Below are 20,253 nucleotides of genomic sequence, written 5' to 3'. Positions count from 1 at the left end.
ATGCCGAGGACCGCCGTCGTCGCCCTCGGGGGCAACGCCATCATCCGCGCCCATCAGGCCGGGACGCACGCCGAGCAGGCGGCCAACGCCCGGTCGATGGCCCGGGCCATCTGCGAGCTCCGCGACGCGGGCTGGGTCGTCGTCGTCGTGCACGGCAACGGCCCGCAGGTGGGCAACCTGTCGATCCAGCAGCACGAGGCGGCCGAGGAGGTACCCGCGCTGCCGCTGTTCGTGCAGGGCGCGATGACCCAGGGCCAGCTCGGCACGCTGCTGGTCATGGCCCTGCACGAGGTGGTCGACGACGCCTCGCCCGCCGTGCTCGCGATGGTCACCCACGTCGTGGTCGACGCCGGGGACCCGGCGTTCGGGAAGCCCACCAAGCCGATCGGTCCCTTCTTCGACCAGGAGGAGGCGCAGCGGCTCGTCGCCGAGCGCGGCTGGACGATCGTCGAGGACTCCGGACGCGGCTACCGCCAGATCGTCGCCTCCCCCGTTCCGCGGCGCATCCTCGAGATCGACGCGGTCCGCACACTGGTCGACCACGGGACGATCGTCGTGACCTGCGGCGGGGGTGGCGTGCCGGTCATCGAGGAGGCGGGTGGCTACCGGGGCGTCGACGGCGTCATCGACAAGGACCTCACCGCGCGCCTGATCGCCACCGAGCTCGGCGCGGAGGCGCTCGTCCTCATCACCGACATCGACCGCGTGGCTCTCGACTTCGGTACCGACCGTCAGCGCCCGATCCTGGATATGGGTGTCGAGGAGGCCCAGCGCCACCACGACGACGGACAGTTCCCGCCCGGCAGCATGGGACCCAAGATGGCGGCCGCGATCGACTTCATCCGGCACGGGGGGCAGGCCGCGGTGATCACCGACGTGGCGCACGTGCGTGCCTCGCTCGATCCCGACGACGGTGGTGAGCCCGGCACCAGGATCCTCGCCGGATCCGCCCGGATCGGAGCCGGGCGATGAGCGCGTCGAGGGTCACGCTGTTCCGCGACACCTACCTCGACTCGGTCGTGCAGCTCTCCGGCACCCGGCGGATGCGCCAGGTCGACGGCGTCCGGTGGGCCTCGGCCGCGATGGCGACCCCGGCGAACCTCGACACGCTCGGCTCCGAGGGCTTCGACGCGGCCGAGTGGTCCGGGGCCGGAGCGGGCGACCTGTTCATCGCCGTGCGCGGGGACTCCGAGGCGGCGGTGGCCGCCGCCACCGCCGCGGGGCAGGAGGCGATGTTCGCCCAGGGCTCGTCCGACGCCGGCGGTGCGGTGCGCTCCGCGCGCAGCGTGCGCGAGGCGCGGGAACTCGCTCCCGACAGCTCGGTCGCGGTCGTGTCGGTGCCCGGCGACTACGCCGCGCTGGAGGCCCACCAGGCCCTCACCGCGGGCCTGCACGTGCTGCTGTTCAGCGACAACGTGTCGCTCGAGGCCGAGATCGAGCTCAAGGAGCGCGCCGCGGGCATGGGCCTGTTGGTGATGGGCCCGGGGGCGGGCACCGCGATGCTCGGCGGCGCCTGCCTGGGCTTCTCCAACGTCGTGACGCCCGGGCCGGTCGCCGTCGTCGCCGCGGCGGGCACCGGGGCGCAGGAGGCGATGACGCTGCTGGACCGCTGGGGCGTCGGCGTCTCGCACGTGATCGGGCTCGGCGGGCGCGACATGTCCGCGGCGGTCGGCGGCATCATGGCCCGTGAGGCGCTGGCCGCGCTGCGCGCCGACGACGCCACCGAGGTGGTGCTGCTCGTGTCCAAGCCGCCGGACGCCGACGTCGCGCGGTCGGTGCTCGCCGCGGCGGCGGGGAAGCCGGTGGTGGCCGCGCTGATCGGGCTCGAACCGGGCTCGATCGAGGTTCCCGACGGCGTCGAGCTCGCGGGCTCGCTGGAGACCGGTGTGGTCCGCGCGCTGCAGGCGGTGGGCCGCACCGCCCCCGACCCCACCGAGGGGCTGCGCGAGGCGGTGGCCGCCGCGGTCGAGGGCCTGCCCGCCGGGCGGACGCAGCTGCGCGGGCTCTACTCCGGCGGCACGCTCTGCTACGAGGCGCTGGTGATCCTGGCCGGCGCACTGGGCGACGTGCACTCCAACACCCCGGTCGACAAGTCGCTGGGCCTGCCCGCACCCGAGGGCGCCCACACCTGCCTCGACCTCGGCGAGGAGGAGTACACCCAGGGACGCCCGCACCCGATGATCGACCCGGAGGCGCGGATCGAGATGCTGCGCGACGCCGGCGCCGACCCGGACGTCGCCGTGATCGTGCTCGACGTGGTGCTCGGCCACGGGGCGCACCCCGACCCGGCGGCCGAGCTGGCCCCGGTCTGCGCCGGCATCATCGCCGACGGCGGGCCGCGGGTCGTGGTCTACGTGCTCGGCAGCGACCAGGACCCGCAGGGCCTCGAGGCCCAGCGCCGGACGTTCGCCGAGGCGGGCTGCGTGGTCACCGCCACGGCGGCGCGGGCCGCGCTGGCCGCCGCCGCCATCGCCGCGCGCGATCCGGAGATCGTCGGGCGGCCGGTGTGAGCCGGGGTGTGGCACTGCTGACCTACTCGACCAAGCCGCGCGGCGGCGTCGTGCACACCCTGTGCCTGGCCGAGGAGCTGCACCGGCAGGGCTACCCGGTGCACGTGGTGACCCTGGGCGACCCGGACGTGGGCTTCTTCCGGCCCGTCGACGTGCCGCACACGATCGTGCCGGTGCGCGAGCGCGCCGGCACGCTCGACGAGCGCGTGTTCGACGCGATCGACGCGCTCACCGACGGCCTGCGCGGGATCGCGGGCGGGTTCGACATCCTGCACCCGCAGGACTGCATCTCCGCGCGCGCCGCCGTGGCGGTGCGCGACGAGGGGGCCCCGGTCACCGTCGTGCGCACCGTGCACCACGTCGACGACTTCACCACCCACGCGCTGATCGACTGCCAGGCGAAGGCGATCCACGAGCCCGACCGCGTGCTCGTCGTCAGCGAGCAGTGGCGGGGGATCCTGCGCGACGACTACGGCGTTACGCCCGAGGTCGTGCCCAACGGCGTCGACACGGCCCGGTTCCCGGAGGTCACCGCGGCGCAGCGGACCGCGCTGCGGGAGCGGGTCGGCGCACGGGACCGCTTCCTGCTGCTCGCCGTGGGCGGTGTCGAGCCCCGCAAGGGCACCCATCACCTGTTCGAGGCGCTGGGTTCGCTGGCGACCGTGCTCGACCGGCGCCCGGTGCTGGCCGTCGTCGGCGGGCACTCCTTCCAGGACTACACCGCCTACCGCGACGCCGCGCTGGCCTCGCTCCCCTCGCTCGGGCTGGAGCTCGGCGTCGACGTCGTGCAGCTCGGCACGGTCGACGAGGCCGAGCTGGCCGGGTGGTACTCCGCGGCCGACGCGCTCGCGTTCCCGTCGGTCAAGGAGGGCTGGGGACTGGTGGTGCTGGAGGCACTGAGCATGGGCCTGCCGGTGGTGGCCAGCGACCTGCCCGTGTTCGGCGAGTACCTCACCGACGGCGTCGACGCGCTGCTCCCCGCGGTCGGCGACAGTCCCGCGCTGGCCGCCGCGCTGCACCGGATCGTCACCGACGGCGCGCTGCGCGACCGGCTGCGCACCGGCGGGCACGCGGTGGCGCAGCGCTACACCTGGGCCGCGAGCGCGCAACGCCACCGCGAGGTCTACGCCGACGTCCGCGCGGCCCGCCGCTGACGAGCGAACGGCACCCTCGCCCGATCCCGCTGGACGAGAGTGCCGTTCGCTCGGGGCTCCGTTGCCCGCGTCGGTGGCCGTGCGGGGGGTCAGTGGCCGTGCCCGTGCCCCTCGGCGTGCTCGTGGTCGTGGCCCGCCGGGCGCTCGGCCAGCTCGCCCGCGCGGCCGGTCACCTCGCCCGCGCCCACGAGGCCGCGCTCGGCGACCACCGACTCCAGGGCCTGGAGCCAGCAGCGGTAGTAGCTGTAGCACTCCCCCGCCGGGTGGTCGCGCTCCCAGTCGGCGATGTGGGCCACCAGGTGGTCGCGAAACTCGTCCCAGGTGAACGACCCCGAGTCGTGCAGCGTGACCGCGAGCCCGAACGCCCGGCTCTCCCACGGCTCGGCGAACACCAGCTCGCCGTTGTCGCGCGGCGGCGCGGCGGGCCCGTCGATCTCCAGGAGCGGGGTGCTCACCGCGCGACGCCCACCATCATGTCGCGGGTGACGTGCCCGGCCAGCTCCTCCTCCGAGGCGTCCTCGGTGCCGGCGGGGCGCAGCGGCAGCACCAGGTAGCGCACCTCGCTGCTGGAGTCCCAGACCTTGACCTCGACGTCGTCGGGCAGCGTCAGCCCCATCTCGGCCAGCACGGTGCGCGGCTCGCGCACGATCCGCGCCCGGTAGGCGGGGTCCTTGTACCAGCCCGGGGGCAGGCCCAGCACCGGCCACGGGTAGCACGAGCACAGCGTGCAGGTGACGACGTGGTGGGTCGACCCCGTGTTCTCCAGGACGACGATGTGCTCGCCCTGCGGACCGGCGAACCCGAGCTCCTTGATCGCCGCGGTGCCCTCGGCGAGCAGCCGCGCCTTGTACTCGGGGTCGGTCCAGGCCTTCGCGACGACCTTCGCCCCGTTGAGCGGGCCCACGTCGTTCTCGTAGGTGCTGATGAACTTGTCCATCACCGCCGGGTCGACGAGCCCGCGCTCGGTGAGCAGCTGCTCGAGCGCCTCGGTGCGCAGCGCCGGGGAGAGGCGGTCGGGGTTGATCGAGGCAGTCATGAGGCCGGCTCCAGGTAGCTGTCGAACAGGTCGGCGGTGACGGTGAAGGACTCGGCGTCGGGACCCCACAGGTCGCGCGAGTCGAACTCCACCGCGTAGACGTGCTGGGCGTTCTCGCCCAGGAAGTGCGCGTGGGTGTCGGGCAGCAGCGCGGCGGGCTGCACGATCGTGACGACACCGGTGCGCCCGCGCAGGTAGCCGACGAGCTGGGTGTGCCCGGTCGGGTCCTCGTCCTTGGCGGTCACCCGGTCGCCGACCGCGAACCGGGGCGCCTCCTCCACCGTGCGCAGGGAGCCCGCGGCGGTGGGCTTGTAGTCGGGCTTGGCGTCCTGCTCGGGGGCGGGCGGCTGCTCGACGGTCTCCCCCCGGTTGGCGCGGGCGCGCGCGTCGACGGCACCGGGGGCGAGGATCGCGCTCTCGGTGAGCATCAGCTCGGCGGCGTTGAGCCAGCGGCCGTAGTAGCCGTCCTCGAGGTAGGCCCCGCGGTCCAGACTGCCCAGCGAGTGGCGGAACGCATCGAGGTTGCGGCCGGAGATCCGGCCCATCGTGAGCAGGGTCATCGCGAACGCGCGGCCCTCCCACGGCTCGGCGAACACCGGCTCGTCCGGGGTCGGCGTCTTCACACGGCCCCAACCCTCGGTGCCGCCCATGTTGGCGATGCTGCTCATGTCTCCCTCTCCAGGATGACCGGTGGGGCGGGCGGGCGGATGGCCGCCCGCCCCACGGGGGCCGAACGGGTCAGAGCGTCCAGGTCTGCAGGACCAGCGCGCCCTCGCGGCGGGCGGTGAGCGTCGCGTCGAGCACGTCGAGCGGGTGCATCGGCTGGACCCCGGGGATCAGGTCGGCCTCCCGCATGCCGTAGAGCGCCGCCATGGCGAAGCGGCACGCGTAGACCTTGCCGCCCTCCTTCATGAACGTCTGGAGCTGGTTGTTGAAGTTCATGTGCCCGGGGAACGCCTCGGCGCCGACGGTCGGGAAACCGCGGGTGCCCGACGCCATCAGCACGCCGGGGCCGTAGAGCACCATCGAGGTGTCGAAGCCCTTGCGGTTGATGCGGGTGGCGGTCAACATGTTGACGAAGCCGACCGAGCCCTCGTAGGGCACGGTGTGCATGAAGACGTAGGCCTTCTCGCCCTCGTTGGCCTGGACGTCGTCGAAGAGCTTCTCGTCGTAGTCGACGATGATGTCGCCCTCGGTGGGACGCTCGCCCTTGATCTCAGCCACGTGATTCTCCTTCGTACGGGTGGGTACCTGACGCGGTCAGACCGCGGGTCCTTGTGGTCGGGGCGGGTCCGCCCACGTCTGACGGTGACTGCCCGGCATCGCCCGCATGATCCTGCTGCGCAGCGACCAGGGCAACAGCGCGTAGGTGGGGGCGAAGACCCGCAGCCAGAAGATGTCCTTCGCGCCCCGCGGCGGGCGGGGCGCCGGGGCGCCCTGCGTCCGCGCCAGCTTCTGGTGGGCGGCGATCAGGAGGTAGTGCTCGGAGTTGCTGCGCAACCAGCCGAAGAAGCCCGTGCCCGCCACGGTCAGGCCTTCTTCTTCGACTCGGCGACGCCGTTGGTGGCGGCCACCACGATGGGCTCGTTCAGCGCCCCGATCGCCGGCGAGTAGACGTTCTCCATCGTCGACAGGTCGTGCAGCGTCATTCCGAAGCGGATGGCCTGGGCGAGGAAGTCGGCCCGCTCCTTGATCCCCTCGCCGCCACCGACCATCTGCGCCCCGATCAGCCGCAGGGTGCCCGGTTCGGCCAGCAGCTTGACGCGGACCGGCTGCACGTCCGGGTAGTAGCGGGCGCGGGAGATGCCCTGCGCCTCGCCCTTGACGTAGGGGATGCCCAGCGCGGTGGCCGTGGCCTCGCCGAAGGAGGCCCCGCCGATCACCCACTTGCCCGCCGGCGTGCCCCACGGGACGAACACCGCCCGGTAGGCGCGATCGCCACCACCGGCGTTGGTGCCTGCCGTCTTGCCCTGTGCGTAGGCGTGCGATCCGGTGAGGCCCTGCAGCGGGGTGCGGGTCAGGCCGTGCGGGATCTCCACGACGTCGCCCGCGGCCCACACGTCCGGCGCGGAGGTCTTCATCCGTTCGTCGACGATGATGGCTCCGGTGGAGCCGAGCTTGATCCCGGCCGCCGTGGCGAGGCTGTTCTCCGGCGTCTTGTGCGTGGAGATGACGACGAGGTCGGCCGCGATCTCGCCGTCGGAGGTCCGCACCGCGCGCACCTTGCCGTCGGCGTCGCCGAGGAACTCCTCGAGCGTGGTGTTGAAGTGCAGGTGCACCCCGAGCTCGCGCCAGGAGTCCTCGACCGGCTTCATGATGTCCGGATCGGCCATCATCGCCAGCGCGTAGGGGTTCGGATCGATCAGGTGGGTCTCGACGCCGCGGTGCGCGAGCGCGGTGACCATCTCCAGGCCGAGCGGGCCGGCCTCGACGACCACCGCGCTCTTCGTCTCGGAGATGACCTTGTCCCACTCCATGGCCCGGCGGATGTTCTTGACGTAGTACAGCCCGCTCAGCTCGCCACCCGGGACTCCCGGGTCGGCGTAGTTCCAGCCGGTGGCGATGATCAGCTGGTCGTAGCCGACCGCGCCCTCGCCCGCGACCGTGACCGTCTTCGCCGCCGTGTCGATCCCGGTCACGGAGGTCTCGTAGTGGACGTCGATACCGGCGTCCACGTAGGCCTGCTTGCCCGCGAGGAACAGCCGCTCGAAGTCGGGGATCTCACCGCCGTGGACGTAGGGGATGCCACAGGGGCTGTAGGCGACGTCCTCGTTCTCCGTGTAGACGACGACGTCGGCCTCCGGGTCCGCGGCCTTGACCCCGCCCGCGGACCCGAGACCGGCCGCTCCACCGCCGATGATCACCGTCTTGCGAGGCAAGGTCGAACCCGCTTCCTTCGGTCGATGTGTAATGGGGCGGTCGAATCCCGCCGTCGTCCACCATAGGCAATGAGAAATCCACTATACTGAACGTGATCACCCTGTCAAGGAGAGCCGACATGCCCGCTGCCCCGCCGGATACCCGCGTCCCGGGCGACCCCGCGGCGTGGGAGCCGATCGTCGGCGCCATCGGCCCGAAGGTCCACGAGCTGCGCCTGCAGCAGGGGCTGTCGCTGCAACAGCTCGCGCAGCGCTCGGCCGTCTCGGCCGCCGCGATCCACAAGGTCGAACGCGGTGACATGGTGCCCACCATCACCACCCTGCTCAAGCTCGCCGCCGCACTGGAGCGCCCGATCGGGTACTTCGTGGAGGGCGCCGACGTCGCCCCCGCGGCCGCGCACACCCCCGCAGGCGCCCGCCCGGTCGTCCGCGCCGACGTCGAGGGAGTGGAACTCAGCGGCATCACCGGGCCCACGGACCGGTTCCGCGCCAGCGGCACGGTCGCCACCATCGCGGCGGGGGCGGCCGGCCGGGCCCGGCCACGGCCCGGCGAGGAGGTCGTGCTCGTGCTGGAGGGCACGCTCGACTTCGAGGTGGCCGGCGAGCGGTACTCCCTGCGGGACGGCGACTCGCTCCACTACCTCACCGACCGCCCGCACAGCTGGTCCAGCTCCGGCCCCACCCGCGCGATCTGGATGTCGGTACCGGAGACCTGACCGGTCCCCCACCGCAATCCCGCCGACAGCGCGGCGCCCGAACTGGCGCCGATCGCGGTCAGCCGCCGTTCCGCGCGCCGCCGGGCGTCGTCGTCCGCAGCGGTGAGCCAGGCGTGCGCCGGCTCGATGCACTGCCCGCGCGCAGCCCAGGCGAGGAACGCCGCCGCCACCTCGGTCGTCCGGACCGACGTGGCCACCGCGCGCAGCTCCGGCCCGACGGCCGGCCCGTGCGCGGCGCGGACCGCGAGCAGGGCGCCCGCCAGCACGTCGTCACCGACCGGGGTCAGGCCCGGCCCGCGGCCACCGACCCGCGCGGCCAGCTCGTGCACCGCTGCGGGGGCAGGGACGCCCGACCCGCCCCGGGCGCCGGCGCCGGGACCCGGGTGCGGCCCGGCGGGCAGGGTCCCGGTCCAGGTCGGGGCACCGCCGAGGTCCGCCGACCAGCCCGGTCCGTACAGCACCCCTGCGGCCGCCTCGACCCGGTCACCGGGCCGCAGCTCCGCCAGGACGGCCACCCGCAGGTGCAGCGGGCCCGGTGGGGCGAGCCCACTGGTCAGCGCGACGAGCCCGGCCGGGAACCGCAGGTACGCAGCCACCCGGTAGACGGCGACCACCCGCCCGACGGCGGGTGCGGCCAGGGCCTCCCGGACCCCCAGGCCCACGTCGAGCGTCGTCGTTCCCCGCCCGGGCCGGTGGGGCACAGGTCGTCGGGCGGCGGGGGCCGCCACGTCAGCCGGCCAGTTCCCGCAGCGCCGTCTCGAAGCACGCGGCCGGAGCCGTCGCCACGCCGGCACCGACCTGCCCGCTCCCGTCGTGGGCGTGCAGGATGCCGGTGGTGACCTGCGGACGGATGCCCAGCTCCACGACCCGTCGGACGTCGACGCCGAGCGGCGTGCCCACGAAACCCATCGGCGGCAGCGTGAATCGGCTGCTGCGGCCCGCGCAGATCCGGGCGAACCGCTCGGTGGCCTGCGCGGCGGCCGCCATCGTGCCACCGAGGAACCCGGCGACAGCCGGCGAGCCGCCCGCCGCGGGGCCGCCGAGCCCGGTCAGCTCCAGCACGGCGCTGTCGCCGATGTCCGGGGCGGCGTCCTCGGGACCCATCCCGGCGTTGTAGAGCGCGTCGCCGACCGGCGGGGCGTCGGTGATGTGCCAGGTGTCGGAACCGGCGAGCCGGATGCCGAAGTCGGTGCCGTTGCGGCTCATCGTCGTGACGATGCTCGATCCCCGGACCTGCCCGGCCCACGCCGTCAGCGAACGCGCCCCGGCCATCGCGACGGTGAGGAAGAACAGGTGGTTGCCGGCCAGGAACCTCGCCACCTGTTCCCGCTCGGACGAGGGCAGCGCGGCGATCTGCGGGAGCCAGGTGCGGATCAGCAGGTTGGTGGTGGCCTGGGTGCGCATGTGCAGGTCGTCGCCCATGGCGACGCCCTGCTTGGCGAGGGCGAAGACGTCGAGCGGCCCCGCCTCCGCGACGACCCGGCCGAGCGCGGGGCCCGCGACGTCGCGCAGGAAGCGCAGGCGCTCGATGGCGGGAGCGGTCTCCCGACCGAACCACGGCACCTCACCCGGGCCCTGGTTGACCGGGGAGTAGGCGCGGGTGCCGCCCTGCGGGCAGTCGACGACCCACACCGGGGCCGACGGCCCGATCGCGCTCGCCATCGGCACGACCATGTCGTGGGCGTTGGCGGAGGCGAGCAGGACGCGGCCGTCGGCGAGCGCCCGCCCGGCCTCGTCGACGTCGGAGGCCCAGCCCTCGGCGACGACGGCGGCGCGCATCGACCGGCGCAGCGGGTCGCACACCCGCTCCCATTCGATCGCCGGGCCGCAGTGCAGCAGGGTCCGCTCCCCGAGGCCGGGCAGCACGTCGGCCACCCGCGACACCCCGGTCAGGGTCGGGACGCCCTCGTCGAGCCTGCGCACCACCTCGGCGTTCGCGATGTCGATCTCCGCCGCGCGCGGCCCGTAGACGCGCGTCAGCGCGGTGACGAGATCGGCGTCGCCACCGGCAGGCGGCGACCAGTCCACCTGCTGCACGGGCCTGCCCTGGTCGCGCACGGCGTCGGCGAACATCGGTAGGCCGACGTTGACGACGGCGACGTCGGCGGGGAGTGTCAGCATCGGTTCTCCTTCGGATTCGCGGTGGTGCCGTCCACGACGGACCGCGCGGTGTCGATCAGGGCGTCCTCGACGCGGTCGAACCCGGCGGTCCGGGCGGTGGCCTCCACGTCGAGGCCCTCCAGGGTGCTGCGCAGGGAGGCGATCATCGCGGCGACGGCGTCGGGCGCCGCGCCGCCCTGGGCCGACCGCGACAGCACGATCCGCCACGGGTCGAGCACCTCGGACAGGTCGGCCCCGGCGAGCCCCCAGCCCCGGCCGGTGTGCTCGCGAGCGGCCTCGTCGATCATCTCGCCGGTGATGCCGCCGCCCGGGACACCGGCCTGGCTGGCGGTGCGGACGGTGCGGCCGACCACGACGTAGGCGGTGCGGTAGTCGACGCCGACCCGCTGCACCAGGTGCTCGGCGAGGTCGGTGGCCTGGGTGTAGCCGCGGGCGAGCTCCTCGGCCATCCGGTCGGCGTTGACGCGCAGCGTGCGCACGACACCGGCGAACAACCGGGTGATCCGCAGGGTCAGGTCGAGCGCCCGGGGCACCTCGCCGTAGGCGAAGATCAGGTTGTCGCTGCGCGCGGAGGGGCTCTTGGTCACCGCGAGGAAGCCCGACAGCCGCCCGATGATCACCCCGGACGCGCCGCGGACGATCGCCAGCGCATAGGGGTTGCGCTTGTTGGGCATGAGGACCGACGAGCGGGTGAAGGAGTCGTCGAGGTCGACGAAGTCGAACTCGCTGGAGGAGAAGATCTCCAGGTCCTCGGCGAGCTTGGAGAAGTTCGACAGCAGGCTCGACGCCGTGGCCAGCACGTGGATCAGGCCGTCGACCTGCCACATCGCGTCACGGGTGTGTTCGATGACGCCCTCGAAGCCGAGCGAGTCCGCGATGAAGCCCCGGTCCTCCAGCAGCCGGGTGCCGTTGACGCAGCCGGCGCCGCCGGGTGAGCAGTCGACCCAGTCGAGCTCGTCGAGCAGGCGCCGCGCGTCGCGGACGCAGGAGTAGACGAACGAGAGCAGGTAGTGCCCGAACGTCGACGGCTGGGCCTGCTGCAGGTAGGTCTGGTCCGGCAGCAGGGTGTGGGCGTGCTCCTCGGCGCGGTCGCAGGCCACCCGTGCGAACGCCACGGCCTCGGTGACGAGCTCGGCGAGCTGGCGGCGCAGGTGCAGCCGCAACGCGATCCGGGTGGCCTCCCGACGCGGCCGTCCGGCGTGCAGCCAGCCCGCGACGTCGCCGATCCGCCCGACGAAGTAGTGCTCGCGGGAGTTGTAGGCCTCGCCGAGGCCCGGGTCGTAGGGGAACTCCTCGGCCGGGATCTCGTGGACGTCGAGCAGCAGAGCCAGCAGTTCCCGCTCGGCGGCGGGCGCGACGATGCCGCGGCGGGCGAGGTCGAGCACGTGGGAGATGTCGGCCAGGTTGAGGCCACGGTGCAGGAACGGGGCGTCGGCGTTCTCCAGGGCGAACCCGGACTCGACCAGCTCGGGGGCCGGGCCGCCCAGCGGCGGACCGCCCTCACGGGTACGGCGGGGGGTGGTCACGGCGCGGCCTCCTGCAGGCGGGTGAGGGCGGTGGACGGGCCGCCGGTGTGCCGGTGGACGACCGGGCCGGGCACCGTGAGCTGATCCAGGAGCACGGCGAAGGCCTTGGCCCCGCAGGTGCCGTCGAGGAGCCGAGGCACCGCGATGCCCGCCGCCGAGCGCGCGACGACGGACCGCGTGCGGCGGTAGGCCTCGCGGCCGACGACACAGGCGCGCAGCGACCGCTCGTCGAGGCCGACCCCGGACGGCAGGGCCGCAACGGGCACGCCCCGGTAGCGGCCCGGGACGATGGTGCGGCCCACGGGAGCGGGAGCCGTCACGCGGGACCCGCTCCGGCCGCGTCCCCCTGCCGGGCGGCCGCGGTGTCGGATCGCAGGCCCAGCCGCAGCGTCTCCACCGACAGCACCTCCGACAGCGCCACGTTCCCCAGGTTGACCTCCGGGCCGAACCGACGGACGAACCAGGCCTGCTGCGCGGACCGCGGGGCCTCGAACACCACCCGCTCGACCCCGACCGCCGCCGCGACCGCCTCCACGACGTCGGGCCGGACCCGACCGGCGGCGTCGAACGTGCCGACGGTGCCGCTCTGCCGCCCCTCGGTGACGACCAGGCTCGCGCCCGCGTCCAGGTCGGAACGGGCCTCCGCGGGCCAGGTGCGAGCGGCGAGCTGCTCGCCGGGGGACTTGGCGCCCACCTCGGCGAGCACGGTGAACCGGCCGACTGCCGAGCCGATGAGCGCGCGCTTCTCGGCCACCGTCATGTCGACGGTGCCGCGGGAGACCTCCACCATCGTGAAGCCCGTGTCGTGCGCCCAGTCCAGGCACTCGCGGGCCCGGCCCTGGGCGAACGCGATCTCCAGCAGGGTGCCGCCGAGGCAGGCGGGCACGCCCGCGGCCGCGAGCAGCGCCAGCTTCGCGTCGAGCGCACCGTCGACGTAGGCGGTCCCCCAGCCGACCTTCCAGATGTCGAGGTGCGCCGAGGAGGACGTCAGCAGGTCGGCGGCGGCTCCCGGCGGGACACCCGGATCCAGCACGTGGGTCAGTCCGGTGCTGCGGGGTTTGGCCGCTCGCGCGGGGAGATCCAGGAAGGACGGGTCGACCACGGGGTGATGATAGGTCATATAGTGGAGGAGCACCTACTATAGGAGACGTGGCCCGTACCGATCAGGACTCCCTCGACGCGCTCGTCGCCGTACTGCGCGCCCACCCCGGGATGCGCGGCAAGGCCGCGATCGGGCTGGTCTCCGAGGTGCTCGGCGCCAGTGACTGGCTGGGCGGCCCGGGCGACGACGGGGCCGTCGTCGAGGCGTTCGGCGGATCGGTCGTCGCCTGCGGCGAGGCGATGTGGCCGCCGTTCGTGCGAGCCGACCCGTTCGGCGCCGGCTTCGCCGCGGTCCTCACCAACGTCAACGATCTGGCGGCGATGGGCGCGGTCCCGCTGGGGGTCGTGGACACGATCGTCGCCGGCCCGGAGGTCGCCCGGCGCGCGCTGGAGGGCATGCGCCGGGCGTGCGAGCTGCTGCACGTCCCGGTGATCGGCGGGCATCTCACCGAGCACGACGGCGAGCCCGCGGTATCGGCGTTCGGCGTCGGAGCGGCCACGCACCCGCTGTCGGTGACCCGGATGGCCGTCGGCCAGCGGCTCGTGGTGGCCTACGCGCTCGACGGGACGATGCGCCCCGACTTCCCGTTCTTCCCGGCCTTCGAGGCCCGCGGCGAGCGCTGCGCGGGCGACGTACGACTGCTCGCCGAGGTGGCCGCCGCAGGCTCCTGCGTGGCCGCGAAGGACATCAGCATGGCCGGCTTCGCCGGCTCCCTGGCGATGCTGCTGGAGCAGGGCCGGTTCGGTGTCACCGTCGACCTCGACGCCCTGCCCGTGCCCGGCGGGGTCGACCTGGCCGCATGGCTGACCTGCTTCCCGAGCTTCGGGTTCCTGCTCTGCGCTCCGGCCGGGCGGCAGGACGAGCTCGCCGCCGCGTTCACCGCGCGCGGGCTGCACGCCGCCGTGCTCGGCACGCTGGACGACTCCGGGCTCCTGGACCTGCGGCTGGGCGACGCGACCGCCACCGTCCTCGACCTGGCGACCGAGCCGGTGACCGGGCTGGCCCGATGAGCGGCTACGCCGCGATGTGGGGCCGGAGCATGGAGCGCGCCGCGATGTCGGCGGCCAGGGAGAAGATCCGCTCCGCGCGCGTGGCGTCGACCCAGAGATGGGTGGCGGCGAACTCGACCCACCGGTCGGGGCCGACGAGCGGCTCGTCGGCGTACTCCAGCTCCCCCCAGGTGACCGCCAGCTCCATCAGCTCGATCACCTCGTCGGCGTCGTGCTCCACGGCGAGCAGGCGGTCGTGGTGGGCGCGCAGGGCCGGCTCGACGGTACAGCCGTCGGCGCAGGCGGCTCGGGTCGCGGTCACGCCGGCACACATCATGATCGTCATGAGCAACTCCTCGTGCGGGTACGGCTCCGGCTGGGCCGGTCGGGTGAGCGGACACGTTCCCAGCCGTTCGTTGCAGGTGTGTTGCACGTCCCACTACCGGAGGAGGTATTCGTGACCGAACGCACCGTCAGCTCACGCTGGGACGGCGGCCTGCGGGCCGTCGTCGACGCCGGGGGGTTCGAACTCGTCGTCGACGAGCCCGAGTCCGTCCCGGGCGGGACCGGGCGGGGCCCGCAGCCGACGGAGGTGCTCCTCGCGTCGGTGGCGTCCTGCATGACGCTGGCGGTGGCCTGGTCCGCGGGCAAGCGCGACGTGCCGCTCGCCGGGCTGAACGTCGAGGTCACCGGCACCTACGACGGCCCGCAGTTCTCCGGCCTGCGGGTCACGGTGACCGCGGAGGAACCCACCGGCGACGCGCTAGCGACCCTCGTGGCCTCGGCCGAGCGGGTCTGCTACGTCACCAGGACCCTGCGGCTCGGGCCGACCATCGAGGTCGTCGCGGGCCCGGCGGGCGACCTCGCGCAGGGGTAGCCCCAGCGCCGCGGCCGCGGCGGCCACGTCGTCGTGCTCGGGCTTGGCACCCCACGGCCCGCGCTTCACCCGTACGGGGTGCCCGTCGACCTCCACGACCGTGCTGCTGCGCGGCAGGGCGACCCGGTCGACCGGGCTGCGCCGCAGTCCCAGACTGCCGGTCTCGGAGAGCACGATCCGCTCGCACCCGGCGACCCGGTCGGGCGCGGCCAGCACGTGCACGGTGTGCGCCGGACGCCCCTTCTTCATCACGATCGGCGTGATCCACGCGTCGGCGGCACCGGCGTCGAGCAGCCGGGCGACCAGGTGGCCGAGCAGCTCGCCGGTGACGTCGTCGACGTTGGTCTCCAGCAGCGTCATCGACGCGACGGCGCCCGCCGGCCCACCGGCCAGCGCCTGCAGGACGTTGGGGCGGTCCGGGTCGTCGCGGCCACCGGCCCCGTAGCCGACGGCGGTGAGCCGCATCGGCGGGACCGGGCCGAACACCGCACCGGCCGCGACCAGCAGCGCGGCCCCGGTGGGCGTCACGGTCTCGCCCTGTCCCGCGCCGGTCACCGCGGCGCCCGTCGCGGCGAGCAGCGCGACCGTGGCCGGTGCCGGCAGCGGGATCGGCCCGTGCCGGGTCGGGACGGCGCCGTGCCCCAGCGGGAGCGGGCCGCAGTGCAGGGCGGTGACCCCGAGCAGGTCGAGGGCCGCGGCGACACCGACGGTGTCGACCACCGTGTCGAGCCCGCCGATCTCGTGCAGGTGCACCCGGGACGGGTCGACGCCGTGGATCCGGGCCTCCACCTCCGCGATCGCGCGGACCGCGCGCACCGCCAGCGGCCAGCCTGCCACCCGCTCCAGCAGAGCTGCGGCGCGGCGCTCGGTGGCCTCGTCGTGCACCGTCACCACCGCGCGGGTGGCCCCCAGGCCACCCCGGGTGACGTGCTCGGCGTCGAGGCTCCATCCCGTCAGGCCGGTGGCCGCCACGGCCGCACGGACGCCGTCGAGCGGGGCACCGAGGTCGAGCAGGGCACCGAGCAGCATGTCGCCGGAGATCCCGCCGACCGGGTTGAGCCAGCACAGCACAGCCGGGCCGCTCACCTCCCGGCTGCCCGGGCGAGCCGGTGGGCCGCCATGGCCGCGCCGAACCCGGAGTCGATGTTGACCACAGCCACCCCGGCCGCACACGAGGACAGCATGGCGAGCAGCGCCGTGACGCCCTCCAGCGCGGCGCCGTAGCCCACCGACGTCGGCACGGCGACGACCGGGCAGCCCACCAGCCCGCCGACGACGCTGGCCAGCGCGCCCTCCATCCCGGCCACGCAGACGACGGTGTCGGCCGTGGCGAGCACCTCGCGCTCGGCCAGCAGCCGGTGCAGCCCGGCGACCCCGACGTCGCGGATCTCGTGCACGTCCAGGCCCACCGCGGCGCCGACGGCGACCGCCTCCGCGGCGACCGGGGCGTCGGAGGTCCCGGCCGAGGCGACCACGACCCGGAACCCGCGCGACGGAGCCGGGCGCCACGCCAGCAGCCGGGCCGCCGGGTCGTAGGAGGCACCGGGCACGGCGGTGGCCACCTCGGCGGCCGGCGCGGCCTCGACGCGGGTCACCAGCACCGGCCCGGTGTTGCGGGCCAGCAGTTCGCCGACCACCCCGGCGATCGCGTCCGGCGTCTTGCCCGGCCCGTAGACGATCTCCGGCAGGCCCGAGCGGTGCTCCCGCCCGAGGTCGGGGCGGGCGTAGCCGAGGTCGCTGAAGCCCTCGCCGCCGGTCACCGCACCGCCGGCAGCCCGAGCAGGACGTTCATCCGGCCACTGGCGAAGCCGTGCAGGTCGAGCGCGCAGAACGCGAACCCGGCCGCGCGCACCGCGGCGTCCAGCTCCGTGCGTCGGGCCGCGGCCCGCGGCACCTGGTCGGCCGGGACCTCGATCCGCGCCACCGACCCGCCGCCGTGCGAGCGCACCCGGCAGACCCCGAACCCGAGCGCGCGCACGGCCTCCTCGGCCCGCTCGATCCGGCCCAGCACCTCCGCGGTGACCGGGTCGCCGTAGGCCACCCGCGACGACAGGCATGCGGCAGCCGGTTTGGCCGCGGTGACCAGGCCGAGGTCGGCACTGATCCGGCGGACCTCCGCCTTGCCCAGGCCCGCGTCGACCAGCGGTGTGATCGCTCCGCGGGAGGCCGCCGCCCGCTGCCCGGGGCGGTGGTCGCCGAGGTCGTCGAGGGTGGTGCCGAGCGCGATCCGCGCTCCGGAGAGCGCAGCCAGCGGGGTCAGCACGTCGAGCAGTGCGGACTTGCAGTGGAAGCAGCGGTCGCCGTCGTTGGCCGCGTACGCCGGGCGCTCCAGCTCGTCGGTGCACACCTCGACGTGCGCGATGTCCCGCTCACGGGCGAAGGCCGCGGCGGCGGCGCGCTCGGTGCGCGGCAGGCTCGCCGAGACGGCGGTGACCGCGACGGCGGCAGATCCCAGCTCCTCGGCCGCGACCGCGGCGAGCAGCGCGGAGTCGACCCCGCCCGAGTAGGCGACCAGCAACCGTCCGATCCGCCGGACCCGGTCCCGCAGGGCCGCCTCCGTACCGGGTGCCTCCGCCGTGTCCCGGGTCATCCACACCTCCGGCCGGCGTCCGTGCTGTGCCGGCAGTCTAGACCACCGTTGTCGAGTCATGGTCGGTACGGCATGGCGCCCACCGGGCGTGGTGGAGGGCGCGGCGAGATCAGCAGGCACTCGCACCGACATCCGAGCGCGGGGGGCGCCGTGGAGTGGGCAGCCGACTGCTCGGTCGGCTCGCGGTACTGTGTCGACGTCGGTTGTCGTTGTCATAGGGAGAGACCATGGTGCTCGGGGCGTTCGTCGGCAGGGCCGCCTCGCTGGTGGCCACCGGGCTCGCAGGCGCGCTCGCGCTGGAAGGTGTCAAGAAGGCCGTCGGGAGCGACGTCGTGCGCGGCACCGCGGTCGGTGTCACCGCCCTCGGGCTGCGCGGCGCCCGGGCCGCCGAGACCGGCGCCGAGAAGGCCCGGCTCGTCACCGCCGACATCGTGGCCGAGGCGCGCGAGCGGATCGGCGAGCAGGCCCCGGCCCCCGGTGCCGCCACCGGCCACGGCCACGCGCACTGACCGTGCCCGCGCCCCCGCCCGGACCGGTCGTCGCCTCCGACGCCGCCGGGCGCGTCCGGCTCGTCACCCCGGCGCTGCGCCACTGCCCCGCGCTCGCCGTCGCGGTCGAGGACGCGGTCGACGCCGTCGGCGGCGTCCGGCAGGTGCACGCCTATCCCCGCACCGGCAACGTGGTCGTCTGGTTCGACCCCACCCGCTGCGACCGCGCCGAGCTGATCGAGGCCGTGGAGAAGGGCCTCGGGGCGGACCCCGGGGCCACCGCCGCGCGCACGCCGCGCTCCGCCGACGTGCACCACGGCGACCTCGTGCGGCTCGTCGCGGGCGGGCTCGCCCTCGCCGCGCTCGGCGTGCGCCGCTACGGGCTGCGCCGCCCCCCCGTGCTCGGCCCCACCAGCCGCACCGTCGCCACCGGCGTCACGATCTTCACCGGGTACCCGTTCCTGCGCGGGGCGCTGCGCTCGCTGGCCGGCGGGCGCGGCGCCGGCACCGACGCGCTCGTCTCCGCCGCCACGGTGGCGTCGCTGCTGCTGCGGGAGAACGTCGTCGCGCTCACGGTGCTGTGGCTGCTCAACATCGGCGAGTACGTCGCCGACCTCACGCTGCGGAGATCCCGGCGGGCGATCTCCGAACTGCTCACCGGGACCCGGACGCGCACCTGGACGCGCCTGGCCGACGGCACCGAGCTCGAGGTCGACATCGACCATCTCGCGATCGGCGACGAGGTCGTGGTCCACGAGCACGTGGTGCTGCCCGTCGACGGCGTGGTCGTCGAGGGCGACGGCGTGGTCGACCAGGCCGCGATCACCGGCGAGACGCTGCCGGTGGCCGTCGAGGCGGGCGCGACGCTGCACGCGGGCTCGGTGCTGCTGCGCGGGCGGCTCGTCGTCCGGGCCTCGGCGGTGGGCCGGGACACCGCGATCGGGCGGATCATCGCCCGCGTCGAGCAGGCGCAGTCGGACCGCGCCCCGATCCAGACCGTCGGCGAGAACTTCTCCCGCCGGTTCGTGCCCACGTCGTTCGCGTTCGCCGCGCTGACCCTGCTGGTCACCCGCGACGTCCGGCGAGCCATGACGATGCTGCTCATCGCCTGCCCGTGTGCCGTCGGGCTGGCCACGCCCACCGCGATCAGCGCCGCCATCGGCAACGGCGCGCGCCGCGGCATCCTGATCAAGGGCGGGGCGCACCTGGAGGCGGCCGGGCGGGTGGACGCCGTGGTGTTCGACAAGACCGGCACGCTCACCCTCGGCCGGCCCGTCGTCACCAACGTCGTGTCCTTCGACGACGCGTGGTCCCCCGAGCAGGTGCTCGCCTACTCCGCGAGCTCGGAGATCCACTCCCGGCACCCGCTCGCCCAGGCCGTCATCCGCTCCACCGAGGAGCGCCACATCGCGATCCCGCCGCACGAGGAGTGCGAGGTGCTGCTCGGGCAGGGCATGCGCGTGCAGAGCGACGGGCGGGTGCTGCTGATCGGTTCGCGCGAGCTGCTGAAGGCGCAGAAGGTGCCCGTCAGCCGCAAGGCCCAGGACTGGGTGCGGCGGCTGCAGCGCGCGTCGGAGACCCCGCTGCTGCTCGCCGTCGACGGCAGGCTGGTCGGGCTGGTGTCGCTGCGCGACACCGTCCGCCCGGAGGCGCGCGAGGTGCTCGACGCGCTGCGCGCCGACGGCGTCACCCGCGTCGTCATGCTCACCGGCGACCACCCGACCACGGCCGCCGCCGTCGCCGCCGAGCTCGGGATCACCGAGTTCCGCGCCCAGGTCATGCCCGAGGAGAAGCAGGACCTCGTGCGGTCGCTGCAGGCCGGCGGCCACACCGTCGCGATGGTCGGCGACGGCACCAACGACGCCCCGGCGCTGGCCCTGGCCGACATCGGCATCGCGATGGGCGTCGGCGGCACGGACGTGGCGGTGGAGACCGCCGACGTCGCGCTGGCCGGCGACGACCTGCACGCCCTGCTCGCCCTGCGCGACCTGGGCCGCCGCGGCATCGGCCTGATCCGGCAGAACTACGGCATGTCCATCGCGGTGAACGCGGCCGGGCTGCTGGTGAGCGCGGGCGGGGCGATGAGCCCGGTGGTGGCGGCGATCCTGCACAACGCGAGCAGCGTCGCGGTGGTGACCAACAGCACCCGCCTGACCCGCCACCGCCTGACGCCATGACCCCGCCGCCCACGCCCGCGGCGCCCACGCCGCCCCCGCCCGCCGCCGCCCGCCGCCGCCGCCCTGCAGTGGGGTGGCTTCACTGCAG

The 20,253-nt window shown here is 74.6% G+C and carries 23 protein-coding genes; 8 read left to right on the top strand and 15 right to left on the bottom strand.

Annotation, left to right across the window (positions count from 1 at the left end; genetic code table 11):
• The 3 genes from Q1K26_RS27685 to Q1K26_RS27675 are packed head-to-tail and all read left to right on the top strand — an operon-like array spanning position 1 to position 3,664.
• Complete coding sequence (locus Q1K26_RS27685; protein WP_300019379.1) at positions 1 to 972, top strand: carbamate kinase; 972 nt, start codon at positions 1 to 3, stop codon at positions 970 to 972.
• Positions 969 to 2,510: a protein FdrA gene (locus Q1K26_RS27680; RefSeq protein WP_300019377.1), complete on the top strand. Its 1,542-nt coding sequence runs from the start codon at positions 969 to 971 to the stop codon at positions 2,508 to 2,510. The genes Q1K26_RS27685 and Q1K26_RS27680 overlap by 4 nt, the downstream gene beginning before the upstream one ends.
• The gene (locus tag Q1K26_RS27675; protein WP_300019375.1) at positions 2,507 to 3,664 is read left to right on the top strand and encodes an MSMEG_0565 family glycosyltransferase; all 1,158 of its coding nucleotides are present in this window, start codon (positions 2,507 to 2,509) and stop codon (positions 3,662 to 3,664) included. The genes Q1K26_RS27680 and Q1K26_RS27675 overlap by 4 nt, the downstream gene beginning before the upstream one ends.
• Before the next feature lie 89 nt (positions 3,665 to 3,753).
• Here Q1K26_RS27675 and Q1K26_RS27670 read toward each other — a convergent pair whose 3' ends face one another.
• The 6 genes from Q1K26_RS27670 to Q1K26_RS27645 all read right to left on the bottom strand — a co-directional run bounded on the left by Q1K26_RS27670 (position 3,754) and on the right by Q1K26_RS27645 (position 7,579).
• Entirely contained in the window at positions 3,754 to 4,119 is a 366-nt protein-coding gene (locus tag Q1K26_RS27670; protein WP_300019373.1) for a nitrile hydratase accessory protein, read from the bottom strand.
• Positions 4,116 to 4,700, bottom strand: coding sequence for a nitrile hydratase subunit alpha (gene nthA, locus Q1K26_RS27665; protein ID WP_300019371.1), 585 nt, complete (start codon positions 4,698 to 4,700; stop codon positions 4,116 to 4,118). Before nthA ends, Q1K26_RS27670 begins: the two co-directional genes overlap by 4 nt.
• Complete coding sequence (gene nthB / locus Q1K26_RS27660) at positions 4,697 to 5,368, bottom strand: nitrile hydratase subunit beta (protein WP_300019369.1); 672 nt, start codon at positions 5,366 to 5,368, stop codon at positions 4,697 to 4,699. The genes nthA and nthB overlap by 4 nt, the downstream gene beginning before the upstream one ends.
• Before the next feature lie 70 nt (positions 5,369 to 5,438).
• Entirely contained in the window at positions 5,439 to 5,924 is a 486-nt protein-coding gene (locus Q1K26_RS27655; protein WP_300019367.1) for an MSMEG_0572/Sll0783 family nitrogen starvation response protein, read from the bottom strand.
• A 36-nt stretch (positions 5,925 to 5,960) separates the two neighbouring features.
• Complete coding sequence (locus tag Q1K26_RS27650; protein WP_300019365.1) at positions 5,961 to 6,227, bottom strand: hypothetical protein; 267 nt, start codon at positions 6,225 to 6,227, stop codon at positions 5,961 to 5,963.
• A 2-nt stretch (positions 6,228 to 6,229) separates the two neighbouring features.
• Complete coding sequence (locus tag Q1K26_RS27645) at positions 6,230 to 7,579, bottom strand: FAD-dependent oxidoreductase (RefSeq protein ID WP_300019363.1); 1,350 nt, start codon at positions 7,577 to 7,579, stop codon at positions 6,230 to 6,232.
• 119 nt (positions 7,580 to 7,698) lie between these two features.
• Here Q1K26_RS27645 and Q1K26_RS27640 point away from each other — a divergent pair, with 119 nt between their 5' ends.
• Positions 7,699 to 8,295 (top strand): helix-turn-helix domain-containing protein, encoded by a 597-nt coding sequence (locus Q1K26_RS27640; RefSeq protein ID WP_300019361.1) that lies wholly within the window; start codon positions 7,699 to 7,701, stop codon positions 8,293 to 8,295.
• Here the strand turns inward: Q1K26_RS27640 and Q1K26_RS27635 are convergent.
• The 5 genes from Q1K26_RS27635 to Q1K26_RS27615 all read right to left on the bottom strand — a co-directional run bounded on the left by Q1K26_RS27635 (position 8,217) and on the right by Q1K26_RS27615 (position 13,044).
• Positions 8,217 to 8,957: a DUF2877 domain-containing protein gene (locus Q1K26_RS27635; RefSeq protein ID WP_300019359.1), complete on the bottom strand. Its 741-nt coding sequence runs from the start codon at positions 8,955 to 8,957 to the stop codon at positions 8,217 to 8,219. The genes Q1K26_RS27640 and Q1K26_RS27635 overlap by 79 nt on opposite strands.
• A gap of 67 nt (positions 8,958 to 9,024) precedes the next feature.
• Positions 9,025 to 10,416 (bottom strand): DUF1116 domain-containing protein, encoded by a 1,392-nt coding sequence (locus tag Q1K26_RS27630; protein WP_300019357.1) that lies wholly within the window; start codon positions 10,414 to 10,416, stop codon positions 9,025 to 9,027.
• On the bottom strand, positions 10,410 to 11,942 hold the full coding sequence (gene argH, locus Q1K26_RS27625; RefSeq protein WP_300019355.1) for an argininosuccinate lyase: 1,533 nt from the start codon (positions 11,940 to 11,942) through the stop codon (positions 10,410 to 10,412). Before argH ends, Q1K26_RS27630 begins: the two co-directional genes overlap by 7 nt.
• On the bottom strand, positions 11,939 to 12,262 hold the full coding sequence (locus tag Q1K26_RS27620; RefSeq protein ID WP_300019353.1) for a hypothetical protein: 324 nt from the start codon (positions 12,260 to 12,262) through the stop codon (positions 11,939 to 11,941). The genes argH and Q1K26_RS27620 overlap by 4 nt, the downstream gene beginning before the upstream one ends.
• A complete protein-coding gene (locus tag Q1K26_RS27615) occupies positions 12,259 to 13,044 on the bottom strand; it encodes a phosphosulfolactate synthase (protein ID WP_300019351.1) in 786 nt (261 codons plus the stop codon). The genes Q1K26_RS27620 and Q1K26_RS27615 overlap by 4 nt, the downstream gene beginning before the upstream one ends.
• 47 nt (positions 13,045 to 13,091) lie before the next feature.
• Between Q1K26_RS27615 and Q1K26_RS27610 the strand changes: the two genes are divergently transcribed.
• Positions 13,092 to 14,054: an AIR synthase related protein gene (locus Q1K26_RS27610; protein ID WP_300019349.1), complete on the top strand. Its 963-nt coding sequence runs from the start codon at positions 13,092 to 13,094 to the stop codon at positions 14,052 to 14,054.
• 4 nt (positions 14,055 to 14,058) lie between these two features.
• On the opposite strand, the gene Q1K26_RS27605 is transcribed toward Q1K26_RS27610, so the two are convergent.
• Entirely contained in the window at positions 14,059 to 14,379 is a 321-nt protein-coding gene (locus Q1K26_RS27605; protein ID WP_300019347.1) for a hypothetical protein, read from the bottom strand.
• A gap of 111 nt (positions 14,380 to 14,490) precedes the next feature.
• Between Q1K26_RS27605 and Q1K26_RS27600 the strand changes: the two genes are divergently transcribed.
• Positions 14,491 to 14,910: an OsmC family protein gene (locus Q1K26_RS27600; RefSeq protein WP_300019345.1), complete on the top strand. Its 420-nt coding sequence runs from the start codon at positions 14,491 to 14,493 to the stop codon at positions 14,908 to 14,910.
• On the opposite strand, the gene larC is transcribed toward Q1K26_RS27600, so the two are convergent.
• Genes larC through larE form a run of 3 tightly spaced genes read right to left on the bottom strand, consistent with a single transcriptional unit; the run spans position 14,797 to position 17,500 of the window.
• The gene (larC, locus tag Q1K26_RS27595) at positions 14,797 to 15,996 is read right to left on the bottom strand and encodes a nickel pincer cofactor biosynthesis protein LarC (RefSeq protein ID WP_300019343.1); all 1,200 of its coding nucleotides are present in this window, start codon (positions 15,994 to 15,996) and stop codon (positions 14,797 to 14,799) included. The genes Q1K26_RS27600 and larC overlap by 114 nt on opposite strands.
• Positions 15,993 to 16,670 carry a nickel pincer cofactor biosynthesis protein LarB gene (gene larB, locus Q1K26_RS27590; protein WP_300019341.1) on the bottom strand — a complete coding sequence of 226 codons (678 nt, stop codon included), beginning with the start codon at positions 16,668 to 16,670 and terminating at the stop codon, positions 15,993 to 15,995. Before larB ends, larC begins: the two co-directional genes overlap by 4 nt.
• Positions 16,667 to 17,500 (bottom strand): ATP-dependent sacrificial sulfur transferase LarE, encoded by an 834-nt coding sequence (larE, locus tag Q1K26_RS27585; RefSeq protein ID WP_300019339.1) that lies wholly within the window; start codon positions 17,498 to 17,500, stop codon positions 16,667 to 16,669. The genes larB and larE overlap by 4 nt, the downstream gene beginning before the upstream one ends.
• A 227-nt stretch (positions 17,501 to 17,727) precedes the next feature.
• Here larE and Q1K26_RS27580 point away from each other — a divergent pair, with 227 nt between their 5' ends.
• A complete protein-coding gene (locus Q1K26_RS27580; RefSeq protein WP_300019337.1) occupies positions 17,728 to 18,009 on the top strand; it encodes a DUF1490 family protein in 282 nt (93 codons plus the stop codon).
• A 2-nt stretch (positions 18,010 to 18,011) separates the two neighbouring features.
• Complete coding sequence (locus Q1K26_RS27575) at positions 18,012 to 20,165, top strand: cation-translocating P-type ATPase (RefSeq protein ID WP_300019335.1); 2,154 nt, start codon at positions 18,012 to 18,014, stop codon at positions 20,163 to 20,165.
• Positions 20,166 to 20,253 lie beyond the last annotated feature (88 nt).

Source organism: Pseudonocardia sp., assembly GCF_029263155.1.
GTDB lineage: Bacteria > Actinomycetota > Actinomycetes > Mycobacteriales > Pseudonocardiaceae > Pseudonocardia.
This window is presented reverse-complemented; position numbering and strand designations above follow the sequence as displayed.

Coding starts and splice junctions, on each gene's coding strand:
- Q1K26_RS27685 (WP_300019379.1), top strand. CDS start 1: ATGCCGAGGACCGCCGTCGTCGCCCTCGGGGGCAACGCCATCATCCGC.
- Q1K26_RS27680 (WP_300019377.1), top strand. CDS start 969: ATGAGCGCGTCGAGGGTCACGCTGTTCCGCGACACCTACCTCGACTCG.
- nthA (WP_300019371.1), bottom strand. CDS start 4,700: ATGACTGCCTCGATCAACCCCGACCGCCTCTCCCCGGCGCTGCGCACC.
- nthB (WP_300019369.1), bottom strand. CDS start 5,368: ATGAGCAGCATCGCCAACATGGGCGGCACCGAGGGTTGGGGCCGTGTG.
- Q1K26_RS27640 (WP_300019361.1), top strand. CDS start 7,699: ATGCCCGCTGCCCCGCCGGATACCCGCGTCCCGGGCGACCCCGCGGCG.
- Q1K26_RS27630 (WP_300019357.1), bottom strand. CDS start 10,416: ATGCTGACACTCCCCGCCGACGTCGCCGTCGTCAACGTCGGCCTACCG.
- Q1K26_RS27605 (WP_300019347.1), bottom strand. CDS start 14,379: ATGACGATCATGATGTGTGCCGGCGTGACCGCGACCCGAGCCGCCTGC.
- larE (WP_300019339.1), bottom strand. CDS start 17,500: ATGACCCGGGACACGGCGGAGGCACCCGGTACGGAGGCGGCCCTGCGG.
- Q1K26_RS27580 (WP_300019337.1), top strand. CDS start 17,728: ATGGTGCTCGGGGCGTTCGTCGGCAGGGCCGCCTCGCTGGTGGCCACC.